Below are 19,391 nucleotides of genomic sequence, written 5' to 3'. Positions count from 1 at the left end.
CGGACGAGTCGCCGCCGGCCCGCCCCTCCCTACGTCCGGACGACCACGTCCGCCAGCGCTGCCGGCCCCTCGGCGGCGATGAACGCCCGCTCCTGCGCGGCCCAGCGCTCCCACTCGCGGGCGAACACCTCGCCGTCGCGGCCGATCGCCCGGTCGCGTCGGACCTCGTCGTCGGCCTCGAGCCACACCCGGAGCGTCGCGAGCGGAGCGGACGCCCGGGAGACCGCGCCGCACCCCTCGACCACCAGCGGCGCGTCCGGCTCGATCGTCACCCACTCCGTCGGCTCGGACCGCTCCCAGTCCCAGCGCCGGTACCCCGACGGCGGCCCGAGCAGGTCCGAAACCACCGCATCGGAAGCCGCCCGCAGCCCGTCCCACCCGGGGTAGACGTCGTCGAGGTGCACGACCCCGGCGCCGAGCCGTGCCGCGAGGGCATCGCCGAGCGTGGTCTTCCCGGTCCCCGAGCGTCCGTCGACCAGGACGACGAGCCGCCGTCCCGTGGCGGCAGCAGCCCCGGCCGCGGCAGCGGCGAGCCCCTCGACGAGCGCCGCGTCGGGCGCCGTGCGCCCGTCGGGCTGCGTTTCCTGCGCCGCGGGTCCGCCGGGCGCCGAGCCGCGAGCCGCGGACCCGGAAGGCAGCGCGCCGGGCGTCGCGGACCCGGAAGGCAGCGCGCCGGACATCGGGGGCCCGCTGGCTCCGGCGGGCGCGGGCCGCCCGACGTCAGGCACGCCAGGTCCCGAGGGCCACGGCAACGGCGATCGACACGACACCGATGCCCACCAGCACGGCGAGCACCGCCCACTCCGGTCCCGCGAACCGTGCCGGCCGCGCCCACGTCCGTGGACCGGGAGCGCCGAACCCGCGCGACTCCATCGCCACCGCCAGGGTGGTCGCCCGTCGGAGCGCGAGCACGAGCAGGGCGAACGCCATCGACGCCCCGCGCCGCAGCCGTCCGTGGTCGGCGAGCCCCCGAGCTCGTCGCGCCATCGCGAGCTGGCGCCAGTCCTCGCCGAGCAGGGTCGTCATCCGGACCGCGGCGAGGGCCCCCAGCACGAACCGCGCCGGCAGCCGCAGCAGCTGTGCGAGCCCGTCGGCCAGGTCGGTCGGGTCGACCCCGACGAAGAGCAGGACCGCCGGCAGCCCGACCGCGAGGACGCGCAGCGCGGTCGCCAGCGCGAGCGTCAGCGACCCGTCGGTGACGTGCGCGAAGCCGAGGTCGAACCACTCCCGCCCGGAGGGCCGTCCGTACAGCGCGATGCTCAGCGCGGTCAGGGGTACGGCGACGAGCACCGGCGACGCGCGCAGCAGCAGGGTCCGCGGTGGGATCCGGAGCACCGGCAGGAGCAGCAGCTCCAGCGCGAGCGCGACCGTCGCGGACACGACGTCGAGGCTCGTCACGAGGCACACGCCGAGCGCGAGCACGCCGAGCATCGCCGCCACGGGCTGGGTGCCGGCGATCCCGCGTCGGGTCCGGCCGGGAGGCACGGCTCGGCCGCCGTCGTCGGCCCGCGTGGTCGCGGTGGTCACCGGGGCACCTCCGTGGTCGGTCGGTCCAGGTCGGCGCCGCCGCTCGTCACGGGTTCGGCCCGTGCGTCCGCCGACGACGCGTCGCCGCCGCTCGTCGTCGACACGGGGTGTGCGCCGTCTGCGGCGAGCACCACCTCGTCGGCGTCGAGCGCGCGGACGAGGTCACGGTCGTGCGTCACCACGACGAGTGCCGTCCCGGCGTCCGCCGTCGCCCCGAGCAGGTCGACCACGGCCTGCCAGGTCGCGCGGTCCTGCCCCGAGGTCGGCTCGTCCAGCACGACCACCGGCGGCCTCGATGCGACGACGGCGCCGATCGCGAGCCGCCGCTGCTCGCCCCCGGACAGCGTGAACGGGTTGGCGTCGGCGAGGTGCCGCAACCCGAACAGGTCGAGGAGGTCCTCCACCCGTTCGTCGGCGTCCGGCAGGCCGAGCACGCGCGGACCGGCGGCGAGTTCCTCGCGGACGCTCCGTGCGACGAACTGGTGCCCGGGGTCCTGGAACACCGTGCCGATCCGGGACGCGAGCTGTCGGCTCGTCCAGCGGTACGGCGCAGCACCGACGTCCCCGGCCAGCGCCGGCATCGCCTCGAGCGTGCCGCCCGCGGGTCGCAGGAGTCCGGCGAGGGTGAGGCCGAGCGTCGACTTGCCGATGCCGTTCGGACCGGTGACCGCGAGGACCCGGCCGCGCCGCACCCCGAGGTCGATGTCGCTGCCGACGCGGGTGCCGCCGGTGCGTCGGAGGATGCTCCCGCGCGCGGTCGCGAGTCCCAGCGCCTCGAGCAGCACCGCTCCCCCGTCGAGCGGGCGGGACGTGCCCTCGGCGCGCGGTGCACCCGGTGCGGTTCCGCCCGCTCGGGACGGACGGCGGTCGGCCCATGACGGAGCGCCGTCCCCGCGGGACGCGACCCCGCTTCCGCGCGACGCGCCATCGCCCCCTCGCGACGCGACCCCGCCCCCCTCGCGATGCGCCGCCGGCCGCTCGCGACGGACCGCCGGCCGCTCGGGACGAGCCCCGGGCCGGACCGGCGCCCGGCACCCAGACGCCGGCCGCGGTCAGGGCAGCCCCGTGCTCGGCGAGCACCGTCGCCGGAGCGCCGTCCGCCACGACACCGCCGCCCGGCTCGAGCAGCACGAGGCGGTCGACCAGGTCGAGCCAGGTGCCGATCCGGTGCTCGACCACGAGCATGGTCGCGCCGGTCGTGTCGAGCAACGCCCGGACGGAGTCGTGGACCTGCGCCACCCCCTCGGGATCGAGGTTGGCGCAGGGCTCGTCGAGCACGAGCACGCCCGGACGCATCGCGAGCACGCCCGCGAGCGCCAGACGCTGCCGCTGCCCGCCGGAGAGCCGGCTCGTGGAACGGTCGAGCGGCAGGTCGAGTCCGACGACCCCGAGTGCGTGCCGGACCCGTTCCCAGGTCTCGGCTCGGGGCACCCCGGTGTTCTCGCACCCGAACGCGACGTCGTCGCCGATGCGTGACATCACCGTGTGGGCCTCGGGGTCCTGCATGACGAGGCCGACGCGCCCGCGGACCGCGCGGGGATCGACGTCATCGACCAGGACCGAGCCCTGCACGGCGGCCGCGGTGTCGTCGTCGGGGTCGGGCTCGTCGGCCAGGACCGCCGCCACCGCGCGGAGCACCGTCGACTTGCCGGCGCCCGAGGGACCGACGACCGCGACACGCTCACCCGGCTCGACGACGAGGTCCAGGCCACGGACCGCCCAGGCGTCCCGCCCGGCGTACCGCCAGCCCCAGTCACGGAAGGCGACGCGCGCCGCCCCCGAGGACGACACGGTCGTCACCGGGTGGCGCGGGACCCGCGCTCGGCCTGCTCGGCGGCAGGCGTCGTGGTGTCGGTGGCCACTGCGTCCGCCGAGGTCGTCCCCGGGGCCTGCGACCGTCGCGCGTGCTCACGTCCGGCGGCGAACGAGGAGAGCACCCCGGTCGCGGCGAGCGCCCGCACGAGCAGCCACGAGCCGAGCCCGGCGATCACGGCGCCGGACACCACGGCGGACACGACGTAGACGGTCTTGAACGCAGCGTCGAGCCCCGGGTACCAGAGCACCGTGTCGTTGATGCCGAGGGCGAGGCCGGCGGCGGCTCCGGCGAGCACGACGACCGGCAGGCGGTAGGCGCGGTACAGGAACAGCGCGAGCACGAGCTCGGCGCCGAGGCCCTGCACGAGGCCGGCCTCGAGCGTCAGCCACCCCCACTGCGTGCCGAGCAGCGCCTCGACGCTGGCGGCGACCATCTCGGCGTAGAGTGCGGCGCCGGGCTTCCGGACGACGATCGCGACGACCGGTCCGGCGAGCAGCCAGACCCCGCCGAAGAGCGCCTGGGTGCCCGGCAGGACCAGACCGGCCACGGCGCTGATCGGCTCGTAGCCGAACTCCCAGAGCTTGAAGACGACACCGATCGCGACGGCGAGGACGCTGGCGACGACGATGTCGACGACCCGCCAGCGCAGCGAGCGCTTCGGGGCGGTGGACGGTACTGCGGACTGCGTGGTTGCAGGCATGGTTGCTGACTCCTCCCTGCGCCGGCATGACCCGGATCAGGTTCGACGGTCGGAGCGCCGTTCGCTCCCTCTCAGCCCGGCGGTCCCGGACTCCCGTGTGTGTGGCAGCAGTCTAGACGCGGTCGCGACGTGTGACGCGCCCACGTGACGGACGGGAGGCCCGTGGCGGCGTCGCCACGGGCCTCCCGTCCGGTGGGTCACTTCTTCAGGGCGCGGATCACCTTGCTCAGGGCCTTGCCGGTCACCCAGATGGTGGGGATGCTCACGGCGAGCAGCGAGATGAGGTTGGGCTCGAACTGCAGGTCCTGGCCGGGTCGACGCACGTAGGCGCCGACGGGGATCGAGGCGCCGCCACCGCCGCCACCGCCGTTCTCGTCGTCCCCGCCGGCGCCGAAGCCGAACCAGCCGATCGACACCGGGATCAGGGTCTGGTCGCCGACCTCGACCGGCTCCCCGTAGTTCGTCGAGACGCCCACCGGGCGCACCTTGTCTGCGATCTGACTCACGATGTTGGCCATGCGCGCGAGGCTACTCGGCGGTTCCTCCACAGGGCGGGATCGGGCCCACGGTGTCCACGGCTGTGGCTTGTCTGCGGACGCCGGAGGCTCGCGCCGATATGTTGACGAAACCCACACCTGGAGGACCGTTTGCACACCTGGCCCGGCAACCCGTACCCCCTCGGGGCGACCTACGACGGCAGCGGCACGAACTTCGCCCTGTTCAGCGAGGTCGCCGACCGTGTGGAACTGTGCCTCTTCGACGACGCGGGGAACGAGGAGTGCGTCGACCTGGTCGAGGTGGACGCCCACGTCTGGCACGCGTACCTGCCGAACGTCGCCCCGGGGCAGGAGTACGGCTTCCGCGTGCACGCCCCGTACGACCCGGCGAACGGGCTGCGCGGCAACCCGAACAAGCTGCTCCTCGACCCGTACGCCAAGGCGACGAGCGGCGACATCGACTGGGACCAGGCGCTGTTCTCGTACACGTTCGGCGACCCGGACTCGACCGACGACCAGGACTCGGCGTCCCACATGATGAAGGGCGTCGTCATCAACCCGTTCTTCGACTGGCAGGGCGACCGGGCTCCCCGGATCCCCTATGGCGAGACGGTCATCTACGAGGCGCACGTCAAGGGCCTCACCGAGACGCACCCCGACGTGCCCGAGGAGCAGCGCGGCACCTACGCCGGCGTCGCCCACCCAGCCGTCATCGAGCACCTCAAGCGGCTCGGGATCACGACGCTCGAGCTCATGCCCGTGCACCAGTTCGTCAACGACTCGACGCTGCAGGAGAAGGGGCTGTCGAACTACTGGGGCTACAACACCATCGGGTTCTTCGCCCCGCACTCGCACTACTCGTCCTCCGGCGACCGCGGCCAGCAGGTGCAGGAGTTCAAGGCGATGGTCCGCGAGCTCCACCGCGCGGGCATCGAGGTGGTCCTCGACGTCGTCTACAACCACACGGCAGAGGGCAACCACCTCGGCCCGACGCTGTCGTTCCGCGGCATCGACAACGCCGCCTACTACCGCCTGGTCGAGGACGACAAGCGGTACTACATGGACACGACCGGCACGGGCAACTCGCTCAACGTCGGCCACCCACACTCGCTGCAGCTCATCATGGACTCCCTGCGCTACTGGGTCACCGAGATGCACGTCGACGGGTTCCGCTTCGACCTCGCCGCGGCGCTCGCCCGCGAGTTCTACGAGGTCGACCGGCTCGCGGCCTTCTTCGAACTGGTGCAGCAGGACCCGATCGTGTCGCAGGTGAAGCTCATCGCCGAGCCGTGGGACGTCGGCCCCGGCGGGTACCAGGTCGGCAACTTCCCGCCGCAGTGGTCGGAGTGGAACGGCAAGTACCGCGACACGGTGCGCGACTTCTGGCGGGGCGAGCCGTCGACCCTCGGTGAGTTCGCCTCGCGCATCTCCGGGTCGGCGGACCTGTACGAGCACGACGGCCGGACGCCCAAGGCCAGCATCAACTTCATCACCGCGCACGACGGCTTCACCCTGTACGACCTCGTCGCCTACAACGAGAAGCACAACGAGGCCAACGGCGAGGACAACAACGACGGCGAGAGCCACAACCGGTCCTGGAACTCCGGGGTCGAGGGGCCGACGGACGACCCCGACGTCGCGGCACTCCGGCTCCAGCGTCGGCGGAACTTCCTCGCCACGCTGTTGCTGAGCCAGGGCGTGCCGATGATCGCCCACGGCGACGAACTCGGCCGGACGCAGCACGGCAACAACAACGTGTACGCGCAGGACTCCGCGATCAGCTGGATCGACTGGGAGCACGCCGACGACGAACTCGTGCAGTTCACCGCCGACGTCGTGAAGCTCCGGCACGACCACCCGACCTTCCGCCGCACCCGCTACTTCAACGGCCGCCCGGTGCGTCGAGGCGAGGGCGAGCCCCTGCCCGACGTCGTGTGGCTGACCCCCTCCGGCGACGCGATGGACCCGGAGGACTGGGACTCCGGCTTCGGCAAGAGCGTCGGCATGTACCTGAACGGCGAGGGCATCCGCGGGCGCGACCGCTGGGGCGAGCGCGTCACCGACGTGGCGTTCCTGACCTACTACAACGCCCACGACGACGTCGTGACCTTCACGCTGCCGCCCGAGGAGTACTCCCCCGGGTGGACCGTGCGCATCGACACGGCTGAACCCGGGGCGCGCGAGACCGTGCTCGACGCGGGGACCCCGCTCGACGTGCCGGCGCGGTCGATGATCGTGCTCCGCGCGGAGCCCGACCACGAGGTCACCACCACCGAGGTCGAGTCGGTCGAGGGCGGGCGGCAGTCCACCCCGACGAACCCGGCGGCGTCGACCGCCGCGTCCGCGACCGATCCCGGGTCCACCGCTGCCCCGTCGTCCCCCTCCGCACCCGCCGCGGACCCCGACTCCACCGACACCGACTCGCCCGACACCGAACCCGAACCCACAGGAGCCACCGCGTGAGCGCTCGCCGCGTCCCCACGTCCACCTACCGGCTGCAGGTCACCGCCGACTTCGACCTCGCCGCCGCCCGGGGCGTGGTCGACCACATCCGCACCCTCGGTGCGGACTGGGTCTACCTCTCCCCCGTGCTGCAGGCCGAACCCGGTTCCCAGCACGGCTACGACGTCGTCGACCACTCGCACGTCGACACCGAGCGTGGCGGCGACGCCGCGCTCCGGGCGCTCGCCGAGGCTGCGCACGCCGCCGGTCTGGGCGTGCTCGTCGACATCGTGCCGAACCACGTCGGCGTCGCCACCCCCGAGGCGAACCCCTGGTGGTGGTCGCTGCTCGAGTCCGGCCAGGGCTCGCCCGTCGCGTGGGCCTTCGACGTCGACTGGCAGGCCGGCGACGGGCGAATCCGCATCCCGGTGCTCGACGACCGGCTCCTCGATGCGGTCGAGCTCCGCGACGGTCGGCTGTACGTCGGTGAGACCGCCTACCCGACCGCCGAAGGCACCGTGCAGGACGGCGACGACGTCGAGACCGTGCACGCCCGCCAGCACTACGAGTTCGTGCACTGGAAGCGAGCCGACCACGACCTCAACTACCGCCGGTTCTTCGCGGTGAACACCCTCGCCGCCATCCGGGTCGAGGAGCCCGAGGTGTTCGCGTCCTCACACGCGACGATCGGCGGATGGTTCCGCGACGGGCTCGTGGACGGCCTGCGCATCGACCACCCGGACGGCCTGTACGACCCCGCCGGGTACCTGCAGGACCTGCACGAGCTGACCGGCGGTGCGTACACGCTCGTCGAGAAGATCCTCGAGCCCGGCGAGCAGCTCCCGTCGTCGTGGCCCGTCGACGGCACCACCGGGTACGACGCCCTCGCGGTGGTCGACCGGGTGTTCGTCGACCCCGCCGGCGAGCAGCCGCTCACGGCCGCCTCCGGCGCCGAGCCGACCGACTGGCAGCAGCTCACGCACGACACCCGACGCGGGATCGCGGACGGCATCCTCGGCAGCGAGGTCCGTCGGCTCGCCCGGCTCCTCGCCCCCGTGGCGCCCGACGTGCCCGAGGACCGGATCGTGGACGCGGTCGCCGAGATCGTCGCCTCGTTCGAGGTCTACCGGACGTACCTGCCCGAGGGGGTCCACCACCTCATCGACGCCCTCGAGCGCGCTGCCGAGGCCCGTCCGGACCTCGACGACGTGATCGACCGCATCGCACCGGCGCTCGTCGATCCGGCTCACGCGGCGGCCGTCCGACTGCAGCAGACGTCGGGCATGGTGATGGCGAAGGGCGTCGAGGACACCGCGTTCTACCGCACGTCGCGCCTCACCACCCTGAGCGAGGTCGGCGCGGACCCGAGCCTGTTCGCCGTGTCCGTCGAGGACTTCCACCAGGCACAGCGCGACCGTCAGGGCAGCTGGCCGCACACCATGACCACGCTCACCACGCACGACACCAAGCGCAGCGAGGACACCCGCGCACGCATCACCGTGCTCGCCGAGCTCGGCTCCGAGTGGACCGATGCACTCGAGCGCCTGCAGTCGCTCGTCCCGCTCGACGACGCCGCGTTCGCCGACCTGCTCTGGCAGGCGATCGTCGGTGCGCGGCCCGCCAGCCGCGAGCGCCTGCACGCCTACGCCGAGAAGGCCTCGCGCGAAGCCGGCGACAGCACGACGTGGACCGAGCCGGACGAGGCGTTCGAGGCGCAGATGCACGCCCTGGTCGACGCGTCGTTCGACGACCCCGAGGTCGTGGCGGTGCTCGACGAGCTCGACCGGGTGGTGGACGAGGCCGGGTGGTCGAACGGCCTGGGCCAGAAGCTCGTGCAGCTGACGATGCCCGGCGTGCCGGACGTCTACCAGGGCACCGAGGGCTGGGACCGATCGCTCGTCGACCCGGACAACCGTCGACCGGTCGACTACACGGAGCTCCGCCACGTGCTCGCCGGGCTCGACGGCCCCGAGGACGACGGCCCGGAGCACCTGCCGGCCATCGGGCTCGACGGTGCCGTGAAGACCCTCGTGGTCAGCCGTGCCCTGCGCCTGCGCCGTGACCACCCCGAGCTGTTCACCCGCTACCTCGGGCTCGAGGCCTCGGGGAGTGCCGCCGACCACGTGCTGGCGTTCGACCGCGGCGGTGCCGTGACCGTCGCGACCCGTCTGCCGGTCGGGCTCGAGCGGGTCGGGGGCTGGGGCGACACGCTCGTGCACCCGGTGCCGCTCGACCGCGTCGACCTGCTCACCGGCCGACACTTCCCGGCGTCGCGCGGCATCGCGCTCGCGGAACTGCTCGCCGACCTTCCGGTCGCGCTGCTCGTCCCCGCCGACCTCACCGACACCACGACGGCGGACGGTGCGGCAGCCGCCGCCTCGTCCACGTCGTCGACCACACCCGCGGCCGCCGGGTCCGACGGCACCGCCGTCTCCGACCAGCAGGCCGAGATCGAGATCCTGGAGGGTCACGCATGACCGTTCCCGCCCGCTACGCCGTCTGGGCGCCGAACCCGGAGCGCGTGCGCCTGGTCGTCGACGACGTCGAGTACGCGCTGACCCGCGGTGACGACGACTGGTGGAGCACCGACGAGATCGCTCCGGTGGTCGGTGCACGCTACGGCTTCCGCATCGACGACGACGAGGACGTCCGGCCGGACCCCCGCAGCCGCTACCAGCCGGACGGCGTGCACGGCACGTCCGAGGTCGTCGACCCCGAGCGGTTCGCGTGGACGGACGAGGCGTGGACCGGTCGTCCGGCGCGCGGGGCCGTCATCTACGAGATGCACGTCGGCACGTACACCCCCGAGGGCACGCTCGACGCTGCCGCCGCCAAGCTCGACCACCTCGTCGAGCTCGGCGTGGAGTTCGTCGAGCTCCTGCCGGTGAACGCCGTCAACGGCGAGTGGAACTGGGGCTACGACGGGGTCGGCTGGTTCGCGGTGCACCACCCGTACGGCGGCCCGGACGCCTACGACCGGTTCGTCGACACCGCCCATGCGCTGGGCCTCGGGGTCATCCAGGACGTCGTCTACAACCACCTCGGTCCGAGCGGCAACTACCTGCCGCTGTACGGTCCGTACCTGCTGCAGGGACTGGGTAACACGTGGGGTGATTCGGTCAACGTCGAGCACCCTGAGGTCCGTCGGTACGTGTTGGACAACGTCCGGATGTGGTTCCGCGACCACCACGTCGACGGGCTCCGGCTCGATGCCGTGCACGCGATCCGGGACACCACCCGCCCGCACGTGCTGCAGGTCATGGCGTCGGAGACCGAGGCCTACAGCGAGTTCGTCGGCCGCCCGCTGTCGCTGATCGCCGAGTCCGACCTCAACGACCCGGTCATGTTCCGTCCGCAGGAGGCCTCGGGCTACGGCCTCACCGGCCAGTGGTCGGACGACTTCCACCACGCCGTCCACGTGGCCGTGACCGGTGAGACGAACGGCTACTACGCCGACTTCGAACCGCTCTCGGCGCTGGCGAAGGTCCTGGAGCACGGGTTCTTCCACGACGGCACGTGGTCGTCGTTCCGGGGGAAGCGACACGGACGACCGATCGACCGCGGCACCTCGCCCGCGACGGCGCTCGTCGTCGCGAACCAGAACCACGACCAGATCGGCAACCGCGCGGCGGGCGACCGCCTCGCCGCGACGCTCGACGACGAATCGCTCGTCATCGCCGCGGCGCTGACGCTGCTCGGCCCCTTCACCCCGATGCTGTTCATGGGCGAGGAGTTCGCGGCGACCACGCCGTGGCAGTTCTTCACCTCGCACCCGGAGAAGGCCCTGGGCGAGATCACCGCGAAGGGCCGCATCGCCGAATTCGCGGAGCACGGGTGGGACGAGTCGGTCGTGCCCGACCCGCAGGACCCGACCACGTTCACGAACTCGAAGCTCGACTGGGCGGACGTCACCTCCGACCGGGGAGCGCGCATCCTCCGGGCCTACCGCGTGCTCGTCGCGCTGCGCCGGACCGAGCAGGCGTTCGTCGACCACCGCTACGAGGCGAACGCCGTCCGCTTCGACGGGGACGACCGGTGGCTGGTGCTCACCCGCGGTCTGCTCGGTCCCGACGCGAAGCCGGTGCACGTCGTGGTGAACTTCACCGACGACGCGGCCGAGGTGCCCGTACCCGACTCGACCGGCGAGGAGCTCTACCGCTTCGGCGAGGCATCCGTCGAGGCGGGGGTCGTGCAGTTCTCGTCGCGGGGCGTGGTCGTCCTGCGCTGACGCCCGCTCCGCGACGGTCGTCCTCGACCCGTCCGGGAACGCGACAGTCCCCCGTGGAACTTCCACGGGGGACTGTCGCGTTCGCGGATCAGACCGGGCACAAAGACCGCGTGTCGCGCCGCCCGGTCAGCGCGACCGGGCACGGAGCAACCGGCTCAGGCCGACTGGTCCGCCACGGCGTGCGCGTTCTTCCGGACCGACGGCAGGCGGCGGTGGTTCTTGATCACCGACCGGACCTCGCGCAGACGACGGTCGATGCCCCACTTCGTGACCAGGGTCAGGCTCTCGCGGACGATGTTGCCGCTCATCTTCGAGACGCCGAACTCGCGCTCGGTGAAGGTGATGGGCGTCTCGACGACGCGGAGGCCGGCCTCGAGAGCACGCCAGCACAGGTCGACCTGGAAGCAGTAGCCCTTCGACGCGACCCCGGCCAGGTCGATGCGCTCGAAGGCCGACGACGTGAAGACCCGGAAGCCGCCGGTCGCGTCGCGGACCGCGATGCCGAGGGCCATCCGCGTGTAGAGGTTGCCGCCGCGCGAGAGCAACTCGCGGTACCACGGCCAGTTCTCGACCTCGCCGCCCTTGATCCAGCGGGACCCGAGGACGAGGTCGTTCGAGTCGGCGAGCTCGAGCATCCACGGCAGGTACTCCGGGTGGTGCGAGCCGTCGGCGTCCATCTCCACGAGCTTGTCGTAGCCGTGCTCGAGACCCCACGCGAAGCCCGCGAGGTACGCGCCGCCGAGTCCGTCCTTGACCGTGCGGTGCATCACGTGCACACGGTCGGTCTCGCGCGCGATCTCGTCCGCGATGTCACCGGTGCCGTCCGGGGAGTTGTCGTCCACGACGAGGACGTGGACGCTGTCGTCGGTGGCAGCCAGGGTGCGTGCGACGATCGGGCGGACGTTCTCCGCCTCGTCGTAGGTCGGGATGATGACCAGGGACGTGCTCATGGTGCTCCTTGCGCTTCGCATCGAAGGGTATCGGGTCGCTCCTGCGTCAGTCCGACGAGAGGTCTGCGAACACGATCAGATTGTCGGTGTAGTGCCCGGTGGCGGTGTCGAACGTGCCGTCGCAGGTGATCAGCCGGAGCTGCGGCGTGGGGGCGCTGCCGTAGACGTCGCTCGTGGGGAACGCCGACTTCGCGGCGCGCTCCGACCGGTCGACCGTGAAGGTGCGGGTCGTGCCGTCCGACATGACCACGCGGATCTCGTCCCCGGCCACGAGTTCGTCGAGGCGGAAGAACACCGCGGCGCTCGTGGGGCTGTCGACGTGCCCGGCGATCACGGCCGGTCCGACCTGACCCGGCACGATGCCGTCGGCGAACCACCCGGCGCTGTCCCAGTCCTTCGGCGGGTCGAGCTCGCCGGCCGCTCCGCGTCCGAGGTCCTCGAGCCCCGAGGAGACCCCGATCGCCGGTATCTCCACCCGCACGGGGGTTGCTGACGAGCGAGCCGCCGGCGCTGCCGGATCCTGGAAGCCCGACGTGTCCCCGGCGCCGGAGCCGTTCGCGGCCGCAGCGGGATCGGTCGACGCGGACGCGCTGCTGCCCGCTGCCGGTCGTGCGACCCGGTCGCCGTTTCCCGTGGTCGCGACGGCCACCCCGGCGATGCCGCCGCCGACCAGCACCGCTGCGAGCACCCCGCCGACGACCGCACCGCGGCGGCCGGACCACCAGCGGGTCGGTCCGGTCGCGGCGCGACGCCCGGTCACGAGGCACCTCCCGCCTCGGTCGCGCAGCCACCGAGGACGTCCGACGTGAGCATGGTCGCGCCGAGCGCCGCCCACGCATCGCCGTAGTAGGTCGGCGTGGTCGCCGCCGTCCGGTCCATCCGGCGCAGGTCGGCGGCAGCAGCCGAGGACGAGCCCGCTGCGTGCTCCGCGGCTGCCCGGGCCGCGTAGGCCAGGCCGCTCGTGTCCCCGGTCACGGCGGTCCCGCCGAGGTCGAGCTGCGCCGCGAGCTGCGTGGTCCGCGCGAGCGTCGGCGCGACGGAGCCGGCGAGGGCACGGTCGTCCGCGGAGCAGGCCTCGGCGTAGCGCAGCGGCAGGCGCATGGCCTCCCACCCGTAGACGACGCTCCCCTGGTCGCCCGTGGCCGGCATCGGGTCGACCGAGCCGTCCGCGTGCACCTGCGACCAGTCGCTCGGCAGGTCGCTCTCGTCGAGCACGGCGGCGGTCGCGGCCGACGAGCCCCGCTCGAGCTCGGTCCAGCGCCGGTCACCGGTGGCCCGCTCGAGGATCCGGAACGCCGCCGGCGACGCGTACGAGGCGTTGTACCGGTACGGCTCGCTGTCCGCCCACGGCCCCGGCAGCAGGATCGTGCCGAGGTCGGTCGTCGCGGTCTCGTGCTCGAGGATCGCCGACGCCAGGGCCTTGCCCGCCGTCGTGTAGCGCTCGTCGTCCCAGTGCTCCCCCGCGAGCACGAGGGCCCGGGCCGCATCGAGGTCGGCGTCGCTCGCGGACTGCCCGTCGGCGACGCCGTCCTGGGGCGTCCACCGCCAGGCGAGGAGGTCGTCCTCGGTCACCAGGTGTCGCTTCGTCCACGACCAGATCTCCCCGAAGGTCTCCCGGTCGTCGTTGGCGTACGCGATGAGCAGGCCGTACGCCTGCCCCTCGCTGACGGTGTCGCCGCCCTGGTCGGTGCGGACGACACGGCCTTCCCGGACGTAGTCGTCGAGGAAGTCCGTGCGGAGCTGTGCCGGGCTGCGGTCGACGTCAGGTGCCGTCGACGAGGTCGCGCTCGACGTCGCCCCGGCCTGCGGCACGGTGTCGCTCCACGGGCGGACGGCGACGAGGGCGACGCCCACGGCGACGACGAGGGCCGCCGCGGCGGTGATGGGGATCCAGGTCCTGCGGGTCATGCCGGCACCTCTTCCGGGGTGGTCGGGGACGGTCGGACGGGAGGCGCGGTGCACGTGGGCGGACCGGCCGCGGTGATCCGCGCCTCCAGGCCGGGCCCGACGGGTCACGCGACCCGTCGGCGGCCCGTCGGTCAGTGGAACAGCGAGCGGAACGCCGCGACGACCGCGTGCGTGAACTCGGTGAAGGGACGGTCGGCGGCCGCGCCGCCGCCACCGGTCTGGACGCCGCCGGACGGCGTCGCTGCGGTAGCGGCCGCGTCGGTGACGGGCACGACGGTCAGGTCGCCCTTGCTGTCGTCGAGGACGAAGAGCGTGGAGACGGTGTTGCCGGCGAGGTCGACCTCGGCGGTCCCGCGCTGGCCGCTGCCCGAGACGTCGAGGTCCCACTTGCCGGCGCCGACCGTGGCGTACTGCGTCGCGGTGCCGAAGGCGGCGTCCTCGGCGATGGCGGTGCCGTCGGTGGTGCTGACGTCGACCTCCTTCGCGGTCGTCGCAGCCTGCACGAGCCGGAGCTTGGCCTTGCCGTCGCCGGGCTGCTGCAGGTCGTCGGTGAACGCCGTGGTCTTGAGGTCGGCGTTCTTGCCGTAGGCGACGACGGTGTTCGCGTTGCCCTCCTGCACCTGGACGTCGGTCGAGATCACCGGGGTGGAGTCGGGGGCGTCGGCGGCGCGCATCGACAGGACGTAGGTGCCGACCGGGAGTTCCTGGTACGGGCTGACCTGGCCGTAGGTGACGTCGTCGAGCTCGAAGACCGTCTTGCCGCCGGACAGGCTCGTGAGCTCGACGTCGACGCCCTTGGTGTCCGGTGACAGGTGGCCGACGCGGAGCCAGCCCTCGTCGGTGCCGGTCGCGGCCGAAGCGGTCTGCGGTGCGGCGAGGCCGACGGTGGCGGCGACGACGGCCGCGGCGATCCCGGCGACGACGACCGGGCGGCGGGCCGTGCGGCGGGCGGTGGTGCGGGCGGTGGTGCGGGTGTCGTTCGGGACGGAGGTGCGTGCGTGCATCGTGGTGCTCCTTCGGTTCGGGAAGTGCTGCGTGGTGCTGGCTCGGGTGCTGCGTGGCTGGTGTCGGCTCGGGCTGCTGGTCGGCTCGGGTGCTGGTCGACGTCGGCGGCTGTTGCGCGAGCGGGCGGTTCCTGCTCGGGCTCGGGGCCCGCGCTGCCGGTTCCGCCCGCTCGGCCCCGGACGAGGTACGGGAGCGCGGGCCGGTCCCGCGAGCGGGCGGTTCCTGCTCGGGCTCGGGGCCCGCGCTGCCGGTTCCGCCCGCTCGGACGGGGTCCGGGTCAGGACGTGCTGGTCGGAGTCGTCGTGGGGTCAGCCGGGGCGTACGTCACGACGACGCGATCGCCGTCACGCTCCACGTCGGCCGGGCGGATCCCGTCGCTCATCGACTCGAACGTGGCCGCGGCACGAGCAGCATCTGCCCGATCGGTGGTCTGCAGGACGAGTCGGCGGAAGGGCTGGCCGTCCTCACCCGTGAGTGGGCGGAATCGTTCGACCGTCACGGACCGGTCCGCGAGCACCTGGCCGAGGGCGAGCATCGCGCGCGAGTCGACCTGTCCGGCGCGGAACTGCGACCTCGTTCCCGCGTCAGCCCGCAGCGCCGGGTTCTGCGCGAGCTCGGTGCCCATCGTCTTCCGCCCGTTCGCCGACGCGGAGATGGACTCGTCGGCGGCAGCGAGTCCCTCGGCGTGGATGCGCCGGACGTCGACCTGCTGGTCGCCGGTGCCGAACGTGGCCACGCTCGTCGAGTTCCGGATGGCCTGCGTCACGTCCTGCGAGGAGTTCCCGCCGGTGCGCATCGAGTCCGTCGTGACGACGTAGTCCGAGTCCTTCCACCCGTTCGGCGACTGACGCTGCACGGCGGCGTCGGTGTCGAGCTTGTAGTACCAGATCACGTTGTTCCTGGCGAAGCCGTCGCGCACGAGGTCGACCCACATGGCGTCGTCCACGAGCAGCCGCGAGGACTTCGGGACGTTGTCGCCCACCCACTGCTCGGCCTGCTGCATCGGCAGGTCGAGGTTGCTCGCCAGGAACCCGCGGAGTTGTGTGCCCCACAGCGGGACGGCGACCACGAGTGCTGCGGCGGTCACCACGGCCCACGTCGCCCCGAGGCCCCGACGGGCGACGCCGCGGACGCGGGTCCGTGCGTTGCTGCGCGTCCGACCGACCAGAGCGAGGACCGCCCGCTCGGCGGTGTACGCGACGAGCAGAGCCGCGAAGGGCACGAGCATGATCACGTACGGCACGGGCAGGTACCCGTTCGGTCGGAACATCATCGCAAGCAGGAACACGAGCATCGCGGCGATCGGGCGGACCCGGCGCAGGAAGAGCCCGACGACCGCGGCGACCGAGCCGAGCACGATGAACACGGGGTCGAGCGCCCACCACTGGGCGGCGGCCTGGTTCGCCAGGCTGCCGGCGTCGAACACCGAGCCGGACGCGGTGCGCGACCCGAGCTGGTAGGTGATGCCCTCGAGCAGGCTGACGCGGCCGGCGCCGGGCAGGAGCTCACCCTTCACGGCGGCGAGCAGCAGGTACCCACCGCCGATCACGACGAGCACGGCCCCGGCGACGCTGAGCGTGTAGCGCCGGGTGCTCCGGTCGGCGCGACGGACCGCGATCCAGATGAGGAACGGCAGCGCCAGCAGGTACGTCTCCTTGGAGAGCACCGCGATGCCGAGGCAGGCAGCGGCACCGGCGAACCCGGCGAGTTGCTGCCGACGACTGAGCACGAGGACGAACGCGGCGAGGAGCCAGGGCGTCGCGACGTTGTCGATGTAGACCGTGCGGTGGTACTGCAGGGCCAACGGCGAGAGGGCGAAGACGAGCCCCGCCACCGCTGCCGTCGCGCGACCTGCGCCCAGTCGGCGCGCGAGCACGAAGAGCAGCAGGCTCGAGACGGCGGCGAAGAACACCATCGCCTCACGGGCTGCCTCGACCGCGAACGGGTAGCGCGTGAACGCTCCGGTCAGCGCGGTGTAGGCCGCGATCTGGATCCACCCCAGCGGCGGGTGGTCGTACCAGTACGTGTAGTGGGTGATCTCGCCGAGGTTCGTGATCGCCCACGCCTGGGCGGTGTAGGTCCCCTCGTCGTCGATGCGCTGCGGCGTGCCGGACATGTTCCAGAGCTGCACCATGACGGTGACGGCGAGGACGGGCAGCAGCCATCCGAGACTTGCGGCGTGCACGCGGAACCAGCCGCGCACGCCGGAGAGCGATCCGGCGCCCCGGACCGGGATCCCGGTGGTGTGGGTGAGGCTGGCGGTCATCGGGTACCCCCGGTGGTCGAGCCGGCGAGCTCACGCTCGGACGACGAGGACGAAGAAGACGATGAAGACGAGGCGGACGAAGCCGCGGACGCCGAGCCGGTCAGCTCGGATGCGAACCCGACGACCTCGGACTGGCCGCCGCCGGTGCGGTGCTGCCCGGTGTGCTCGGTCTTCTCCCACCCGTTCTGCCCCTTCACGTGGCGGACGACGGCACGGACGGCTGCGGCGGCGAGGAACACCTGGTACGGCACGAGGCCGAGGACGAGCTTCACGTAGTCGCGGATGCGGACCTTCTCCTTGTAGATGCGGCCGAACTCGTTGAGCCCGACGACCTCGACGGCGAGCAGCATGAGCGTCGGCGCCACCGGGATGAACGAGATGAGCGCGACCGGGGTCGGCACCTTGACGAAGAGGATCATCAGGACGCTGAGTGGGATCAGCAGGCCGGTCGCAGCCTGGATGAACGGCATGGTGAGCATGTAGCGGGCGAAGAAGCGCTGACGGAAGGACGGCAGCTTCTTCCACTCCCCCTTGCCGAGGACCTGCAGGAACCCCTGGTTCCACCGGGTCCGCTGCTTGAGCAGGGACGCGAAGGTGGGCGGGGTCTCCTCGCGGGTGACGGCCTCGGGGCTGTAGGCCACGACGACCTTCGCCCCGTCGGCGGAGAGCCGGACGCCGAGCTCGCAGTCCTCGGCGAGGCAGTGGGCGTCCCAGCCGTTCGACCACTCGAGCCGCTCGCGGGTCACGAAGACGGTGTTGCCGCCGAGCGGGATGAACTTCGAGCCGGCGTGGAAGTGGAGGCGCGAACGGAACCAGAAGTAGTACTCGAGCACGTTGCGCAGCGACCACCAGCTCGACTTGAAGTTCATCAGCTGCACGCCGCCCTGCACGACGTCGGCGCCGGTCTCCTGGAAGCGCGAGTCGACGAGCGACAGGAGCTTCGGGTACACCTCGTCCTCGGCGTCGAACACCCCGACGACGTCACCGGTGGCGTACTGCAGCGCGAGGTTCATCGCCTTCGGCTTGTTCTTCGGCGCGGTGTCGTCGACGACCACGCGGATGAGCTCGGGGTGGCGGGCGGCGGCGGCGCGGACGACCGCGTCGGTCTCCGGGTCGTCCTCGCCGACGATCGCGATGATCTCGAAGTCGGGGTGGTCCTGCTTCGCGAGCATGTCGAGCGTCTCGCCCATGACGTCCTGCTCGTGCCGACCGGGCACCAGCAGAGTGAAGCGGTGCGCCGCCGGCAGCGGCGTCTGGCTGAAGCTCGTCGACTTGAGCGCGTCGCGCGACCGCCAGGCGTGCAGCATCCACCAGAGCGTGGTGAGTGCGATCACCGTGAGCAGCACGGAGACGGCGATGAGCGCGGAGTACCCGATCCACTCACCCAGCGACCAGGCGACCTGCGGGGCCTGCCCCGAGCCTCCCGTCGGGACGTCCGTGGTCCCGCGGTTCGGGAGGTTCCCGGCGGGCCCGGTCCCCTCGTTCGGCTGCAGCAGCGGCCCGGCGGCCGTCAGCAGCGTGGCGGTGATGGTCATGCGGCGTGCTCCTTCGCGTGAGCGTCGGTGGAACGGAAGACGAGGGCCTTGTACGCGACGAACCGGAAGACCGTGCCGAGGACGAGGCCCACCCCGTTGCCGGCGACGTTGTCGGCGAGGGTCGAGGTGAAGCCGAGGACGTAGTGCGAGACGAACAGGCAGGCCGCGGAGATGCCGAGGCCGACGACGTTCGTGACGGCGAAGAGGAGCGCCTCGCGGAGGGTCTCCTTCCGGCCGACCTGCCGCTGCGAGCGGAACGTGATGGAGCGGTTCGCCAACCAGGCGACCGCGGTGGCGACGACGGCGGAGACGATCTTCGCGACGATCGGACCGTCGGGCAGGACGGTCGCGCGGAGCAGGTTGTAGACGCCGAGGTCGATGAGGAAGCAGACGGCGCCGATGGTGCCGAAGGAGGCGAGTTGCGTTGCCGTGGCGCGCATGCGGGAGGCGACTGTCGGTCGGGCCACGGTCACCGCAGGGCCGGCGGGCGCCGCTGGGTGGGCGGCGCGTGCAGCGG

15 protein-coding genes, 1 pseudogene and 1 riboswitch are annotated in these 19,391 nt (G+C 72.5%); of the genes and pseudogenes, 3 read left to right on the top strand and 13 right to left on the bottom strand.

Features of this window, described 5'->3' with window-relative positions; translation table 11 throughout:
• Positions 1–29 precede the first annotated feature (29 nt).
• The 6 genes and pseudogenes from LCG91_RS04665 to LCG91_RS04640 form a co-directional block, all read right to left on the bottom strand.
• The gene (locus tag LCG91_RS04665) at positions 30–680 is read right to left on the bottom strand and encodes an ATP-binding protein (RefSeq protein ID WP_224442656.1); all 651 of its coding nucleotides are present in this window, start codon (positions 678–680) and stop codon (positions 30–32) included.
• A gap of 40 nt (positions 681–720) precedes the next feature.
• Positions 721–1,527, bottom strand: a complete 807-nt coding sequence (locus LCG91_RS04660) for an energy-coupling factor transporter transmembrane component T family protein (protein ID WP_224442655.1) — start codon at positions 1,525–1,527, stop codon at positions 721–723.
• Positions 1,524–2,312: an ABC transporter ATP-binding protein gene (locus LCG91_RS04655; RefSeq protein ID WP_224442654.1), complete on the bottom strand. Its 789-nt coding sequence runs from the start codon at positions 2,310–2,312 to the stop codon at positions 1,524–1,526. Before LCG91_RS04655 ends, LCG91_RS04660 begins: the two co-directional genes overlap by 4 nt.
• A 532-nt stretch (positions 2,313–2,844) precedes the next feature.
• Positions 2,845–3,318: pseudogene (locus LCG91_RS16455) on the bottom strand (ABC transporter ATP-binding protein); the annotation flags it as partial.
• Positions 3,319–3,323: 5 nt separating this feature from the next.
• A complete protein-coding gene (locus LCG91_RS04645; protein ID WP_082688247.1) occupies positions 3,324–4,043 on the bottom strand; it encodes an ECF transporter S component in 720 nt (239 codons plus the stop codon).
• Positions 4,039–4,150: riboswitch (TPP riboswitch) on the bottom strand. (Overlaps the previous gene by 5 nt.)
• Positions 4,151–4,240: 90 nt before the next feature.
• Positions 4,241–4,561, bottom strand: coding sequence for a hypothetical protein (locus tag LCG91_RS04640; RefSeq protein WP_058727630.1), 321 nt, complete (start codon positions 4,559–4,561; stop codon positions 4,241–4,243).
• Between the two features lie 129 nt (positions 4,562–4,690).
• Here LCG91_RS04640 and glgX point away from each other — a divergent pair, with 129 nt between their 5' ends.
• The 3 genes from glgX to treZ are packed head-to-tail and all read left to right on the top strand — an operon-like array spanning position 4,691 to position 11,210.
• Entirely contained in the window at positions 4,691–7,003 is a 2,313-nt protein-coding gene (gene glgX / locus LCG91_RS04635) for a glycogen debranching protein GlgX (protein ID WP_224442653.1), read from the top strand.
• Positions 7,000–9,459 carry a malto-oligosyltrehalose synthase gene (treY, locus tag LCG91_RS04630; protein ID WP_224442652.1) on the top strand — a complete coding sequence of 820 codons (2,460 nt, stop codon included), beginning with the start codon at positions 7,000–7,002 and terminating at the stop codon, positions 9,457–9,459. Before glgX ends, treY begins: the two co-directional genes overlap by 4 nt.
• On the top strand, positions 9,456–11,210 hold the full coding sequence (gene treZ / locus LCG91_RS04625; RefSeq protein WP_058727632.1) for a malto-oligosyltrehalose trehalohydrolase: 1,755 nt from the start codon (positions 9,456–9,458) through the stop codon (positions 11,208–11,210). The genes treY and treZ overlap by 4 nt, the downstream gene beginning before the upstream one ends.
• 155 nt (positions 11,211–11,365) lie before the next feature.
• Here treZ and LCG91_RS04620 read toward each other — a convergent pair whose 3' ends face one another.
• The 7 genes from LCG91_RS04620 to LCG91_RS04590 all read right to left on the bottom strand — a co-directional run bounded on the left by LCG91_RS04620 (position 11,366) and on the right by LCG91_RS04590 (position 19,314).
• Positions 11,366–12,160 carry a polyprenol monophosphomannose synthase gene (locus LCG91_RS04620; protein ID WP_209442847.1) on the bottom strand — a complete coding sequence of 265 codons (795 nt, stop codon included), beginning with the start codon at positions 12,158–12,160 and terminating at the stop codon, positions 11,366–11,368.
• Positions 12,161–12,206: 46 nt separating this feature from the next.
• A complete protein-coding gene (locus LCG91_RS04615; RefSeq protein ID WP_224442651.1) occupies positions 12,207–12,920 on the bottom strand; it encodes a class F sortase in 714 nt (237 codons plus the stop codon).
• Positions 12,917–14,068 (bottom strand): glycosyl hydrolase family 8, encoded by a 1,152-nt coding sequence (locus LCG91_RS04610; RefSeq protein ID WP_224442650.1) that lies wholly within the window; start codon positions 14,066–14,068, stop codon positions 12,917–12,919. Before LCG91_RS04610 ends, LCG91_RS04615 begins: the two co-directional genes overlap by 4 nt.
• 131 nt (positions 14,069–14,199) lie before the next feature.
• Positions 14,200–15,072, bottom strand: coding sequence for a DUF4397 domain-containing protein (locus LCG91_RS04605; protein ID WP_224442649.1), 873 nt, complete (start codon positions 15,070–15,072; stop codon positions 14,200–14,202).
• A gap of 278 nt (positions 15,073–15,350) precedes the next feature.
• Positions 15,351–17,339 (bottom strand): ArnT family glycosyltransferase, encoded by a 1,989-nt coding sequence (locus LCG91_RS04600; protein ID WP_224442648.1) that lies wholly within the window; start codon positions 17,337–17,339, stop codon positions 15,351–15,353.
• Positions 17,336–18,874 carry a glycosyltransferase gene (locus tag LCG91_RS04595; protein WP_224442647.1) on the bottom strand — a complete coding sequence of 513 codons (1,539 nt, stop codon included), beginning with the start codon at positions 18,872–18,874 and terminating at the stop codon, positions 17,336–17,338. The genes LCG91_RS04600 and LCG91_RS04595 overlap by 4 nt, the downstream gene beginning before the upstream one ends.
• Positions 18,871–19,314 carry a GtrA family protein gene (locus tag LCG91_RS04590; protein WP_224442646.1) on the bottom strand — a complete coding sequence of 148 codons (444 nt, stop codon included), beginning with the start codon at positions 19,312–19,314 and terminating at the stop codon, positions 18,871–18,873. The genes LCG91_RS04595 and LCG91_RS04590 overlap by 4 nt, the downstream gene beginning before the upstream one ends.
• Positions 19,315–19,391 lie beyond the last annotated feature (77 nt).

The sequence above is a fragment of the Curtobacterium sp. TXMA1 genome, assembly GCF_020162095.1.
GTDB lineage: Bacteria > Actinomycetota > Actinomycetes > Actinomycetales > Microbacteriaceae > Curtobacterium.
The sequence above is the reverse complement of the archived record's forward strand: the minus strand, read 5'-3'. Positions and strand labels throughout refer to the sequence as shown.

Excerpts from the sequence above, each read along its gene's own strand:
- LCG91_RS04665 (WP_224442656.1), bottom strand. The coding sequence starts at position 680 with ATGTCCGGCGCGCTGCCTTCCGGGTCCGCGACGCCCGGCGCGCTGCCT.
- LCG91_RS04645 (WP_082688247.1), bottom strand. The coding sequence starts at position 4,043 with ATGCCTGCAACCACGCAGTCCGCAGTACCGTCCACCGCCCCGAAGCGC.
- LCG91_RS04640 (WP_058727630.1), bottom strand. The coding sequence starts at position 4,561 with ATGGCCAACATCGTGAGTCAGATCGCAGACAAGGTGCGCCCGGTGGGC.
- treZ (WP_058727632.1), top strand. The coding sequence starts at position 9,456 with ATGACCGTTCCCGCCCGCTACGCCGTCTGGGCGCCGAACCCGGAGCGC.
- LCG91_RS04620 (WP_209442847.1), bottom strand. The coding sequence starts at position 12,160 with ATGAGCACGTCCCTGGTCATCATCCCGACCTACGACGAGGCGGAGAAC.
- LCG91_RS04610 (WP_224442650.1), bottom strand. The coding sequence starts at position 14,068 with ATGACCCGCAGGACCTGGATCCCCATCACCGCCGCGGCGGCCCTCGTC.
- LCG91_RS04605 (WP_224442649.1), bottom strand. The coding sequence starts at position 15,072 with ATGCACGCACGCACCTCCGTCCCGAACGACACCCGCACCACCGCCCGC.
- LCG91_RS04600 (WP_224442648.1), bottom strand. The coding sequence starts at position 17,339 with ATGACCGCCAGCCTCACCCACACCACCGGGATCCCGGTCCGGGGCGCC.
- LCG91_RS04595 (WP_224442647.1), bottom strand. The coding sequence starts at position 18,874 with ATGACCATCACCGCCACGCTGCTGACGGCCGCCGGGCCGCTGCTGCAG.
- LCG91_RS04590 (WP_224442646.1), bottom strand. The coding sequence starts at position 19,314 with ATGCGCGCCACGGCAACGCAACTCGCCTCCTTCGGCACCATCGGCGCC.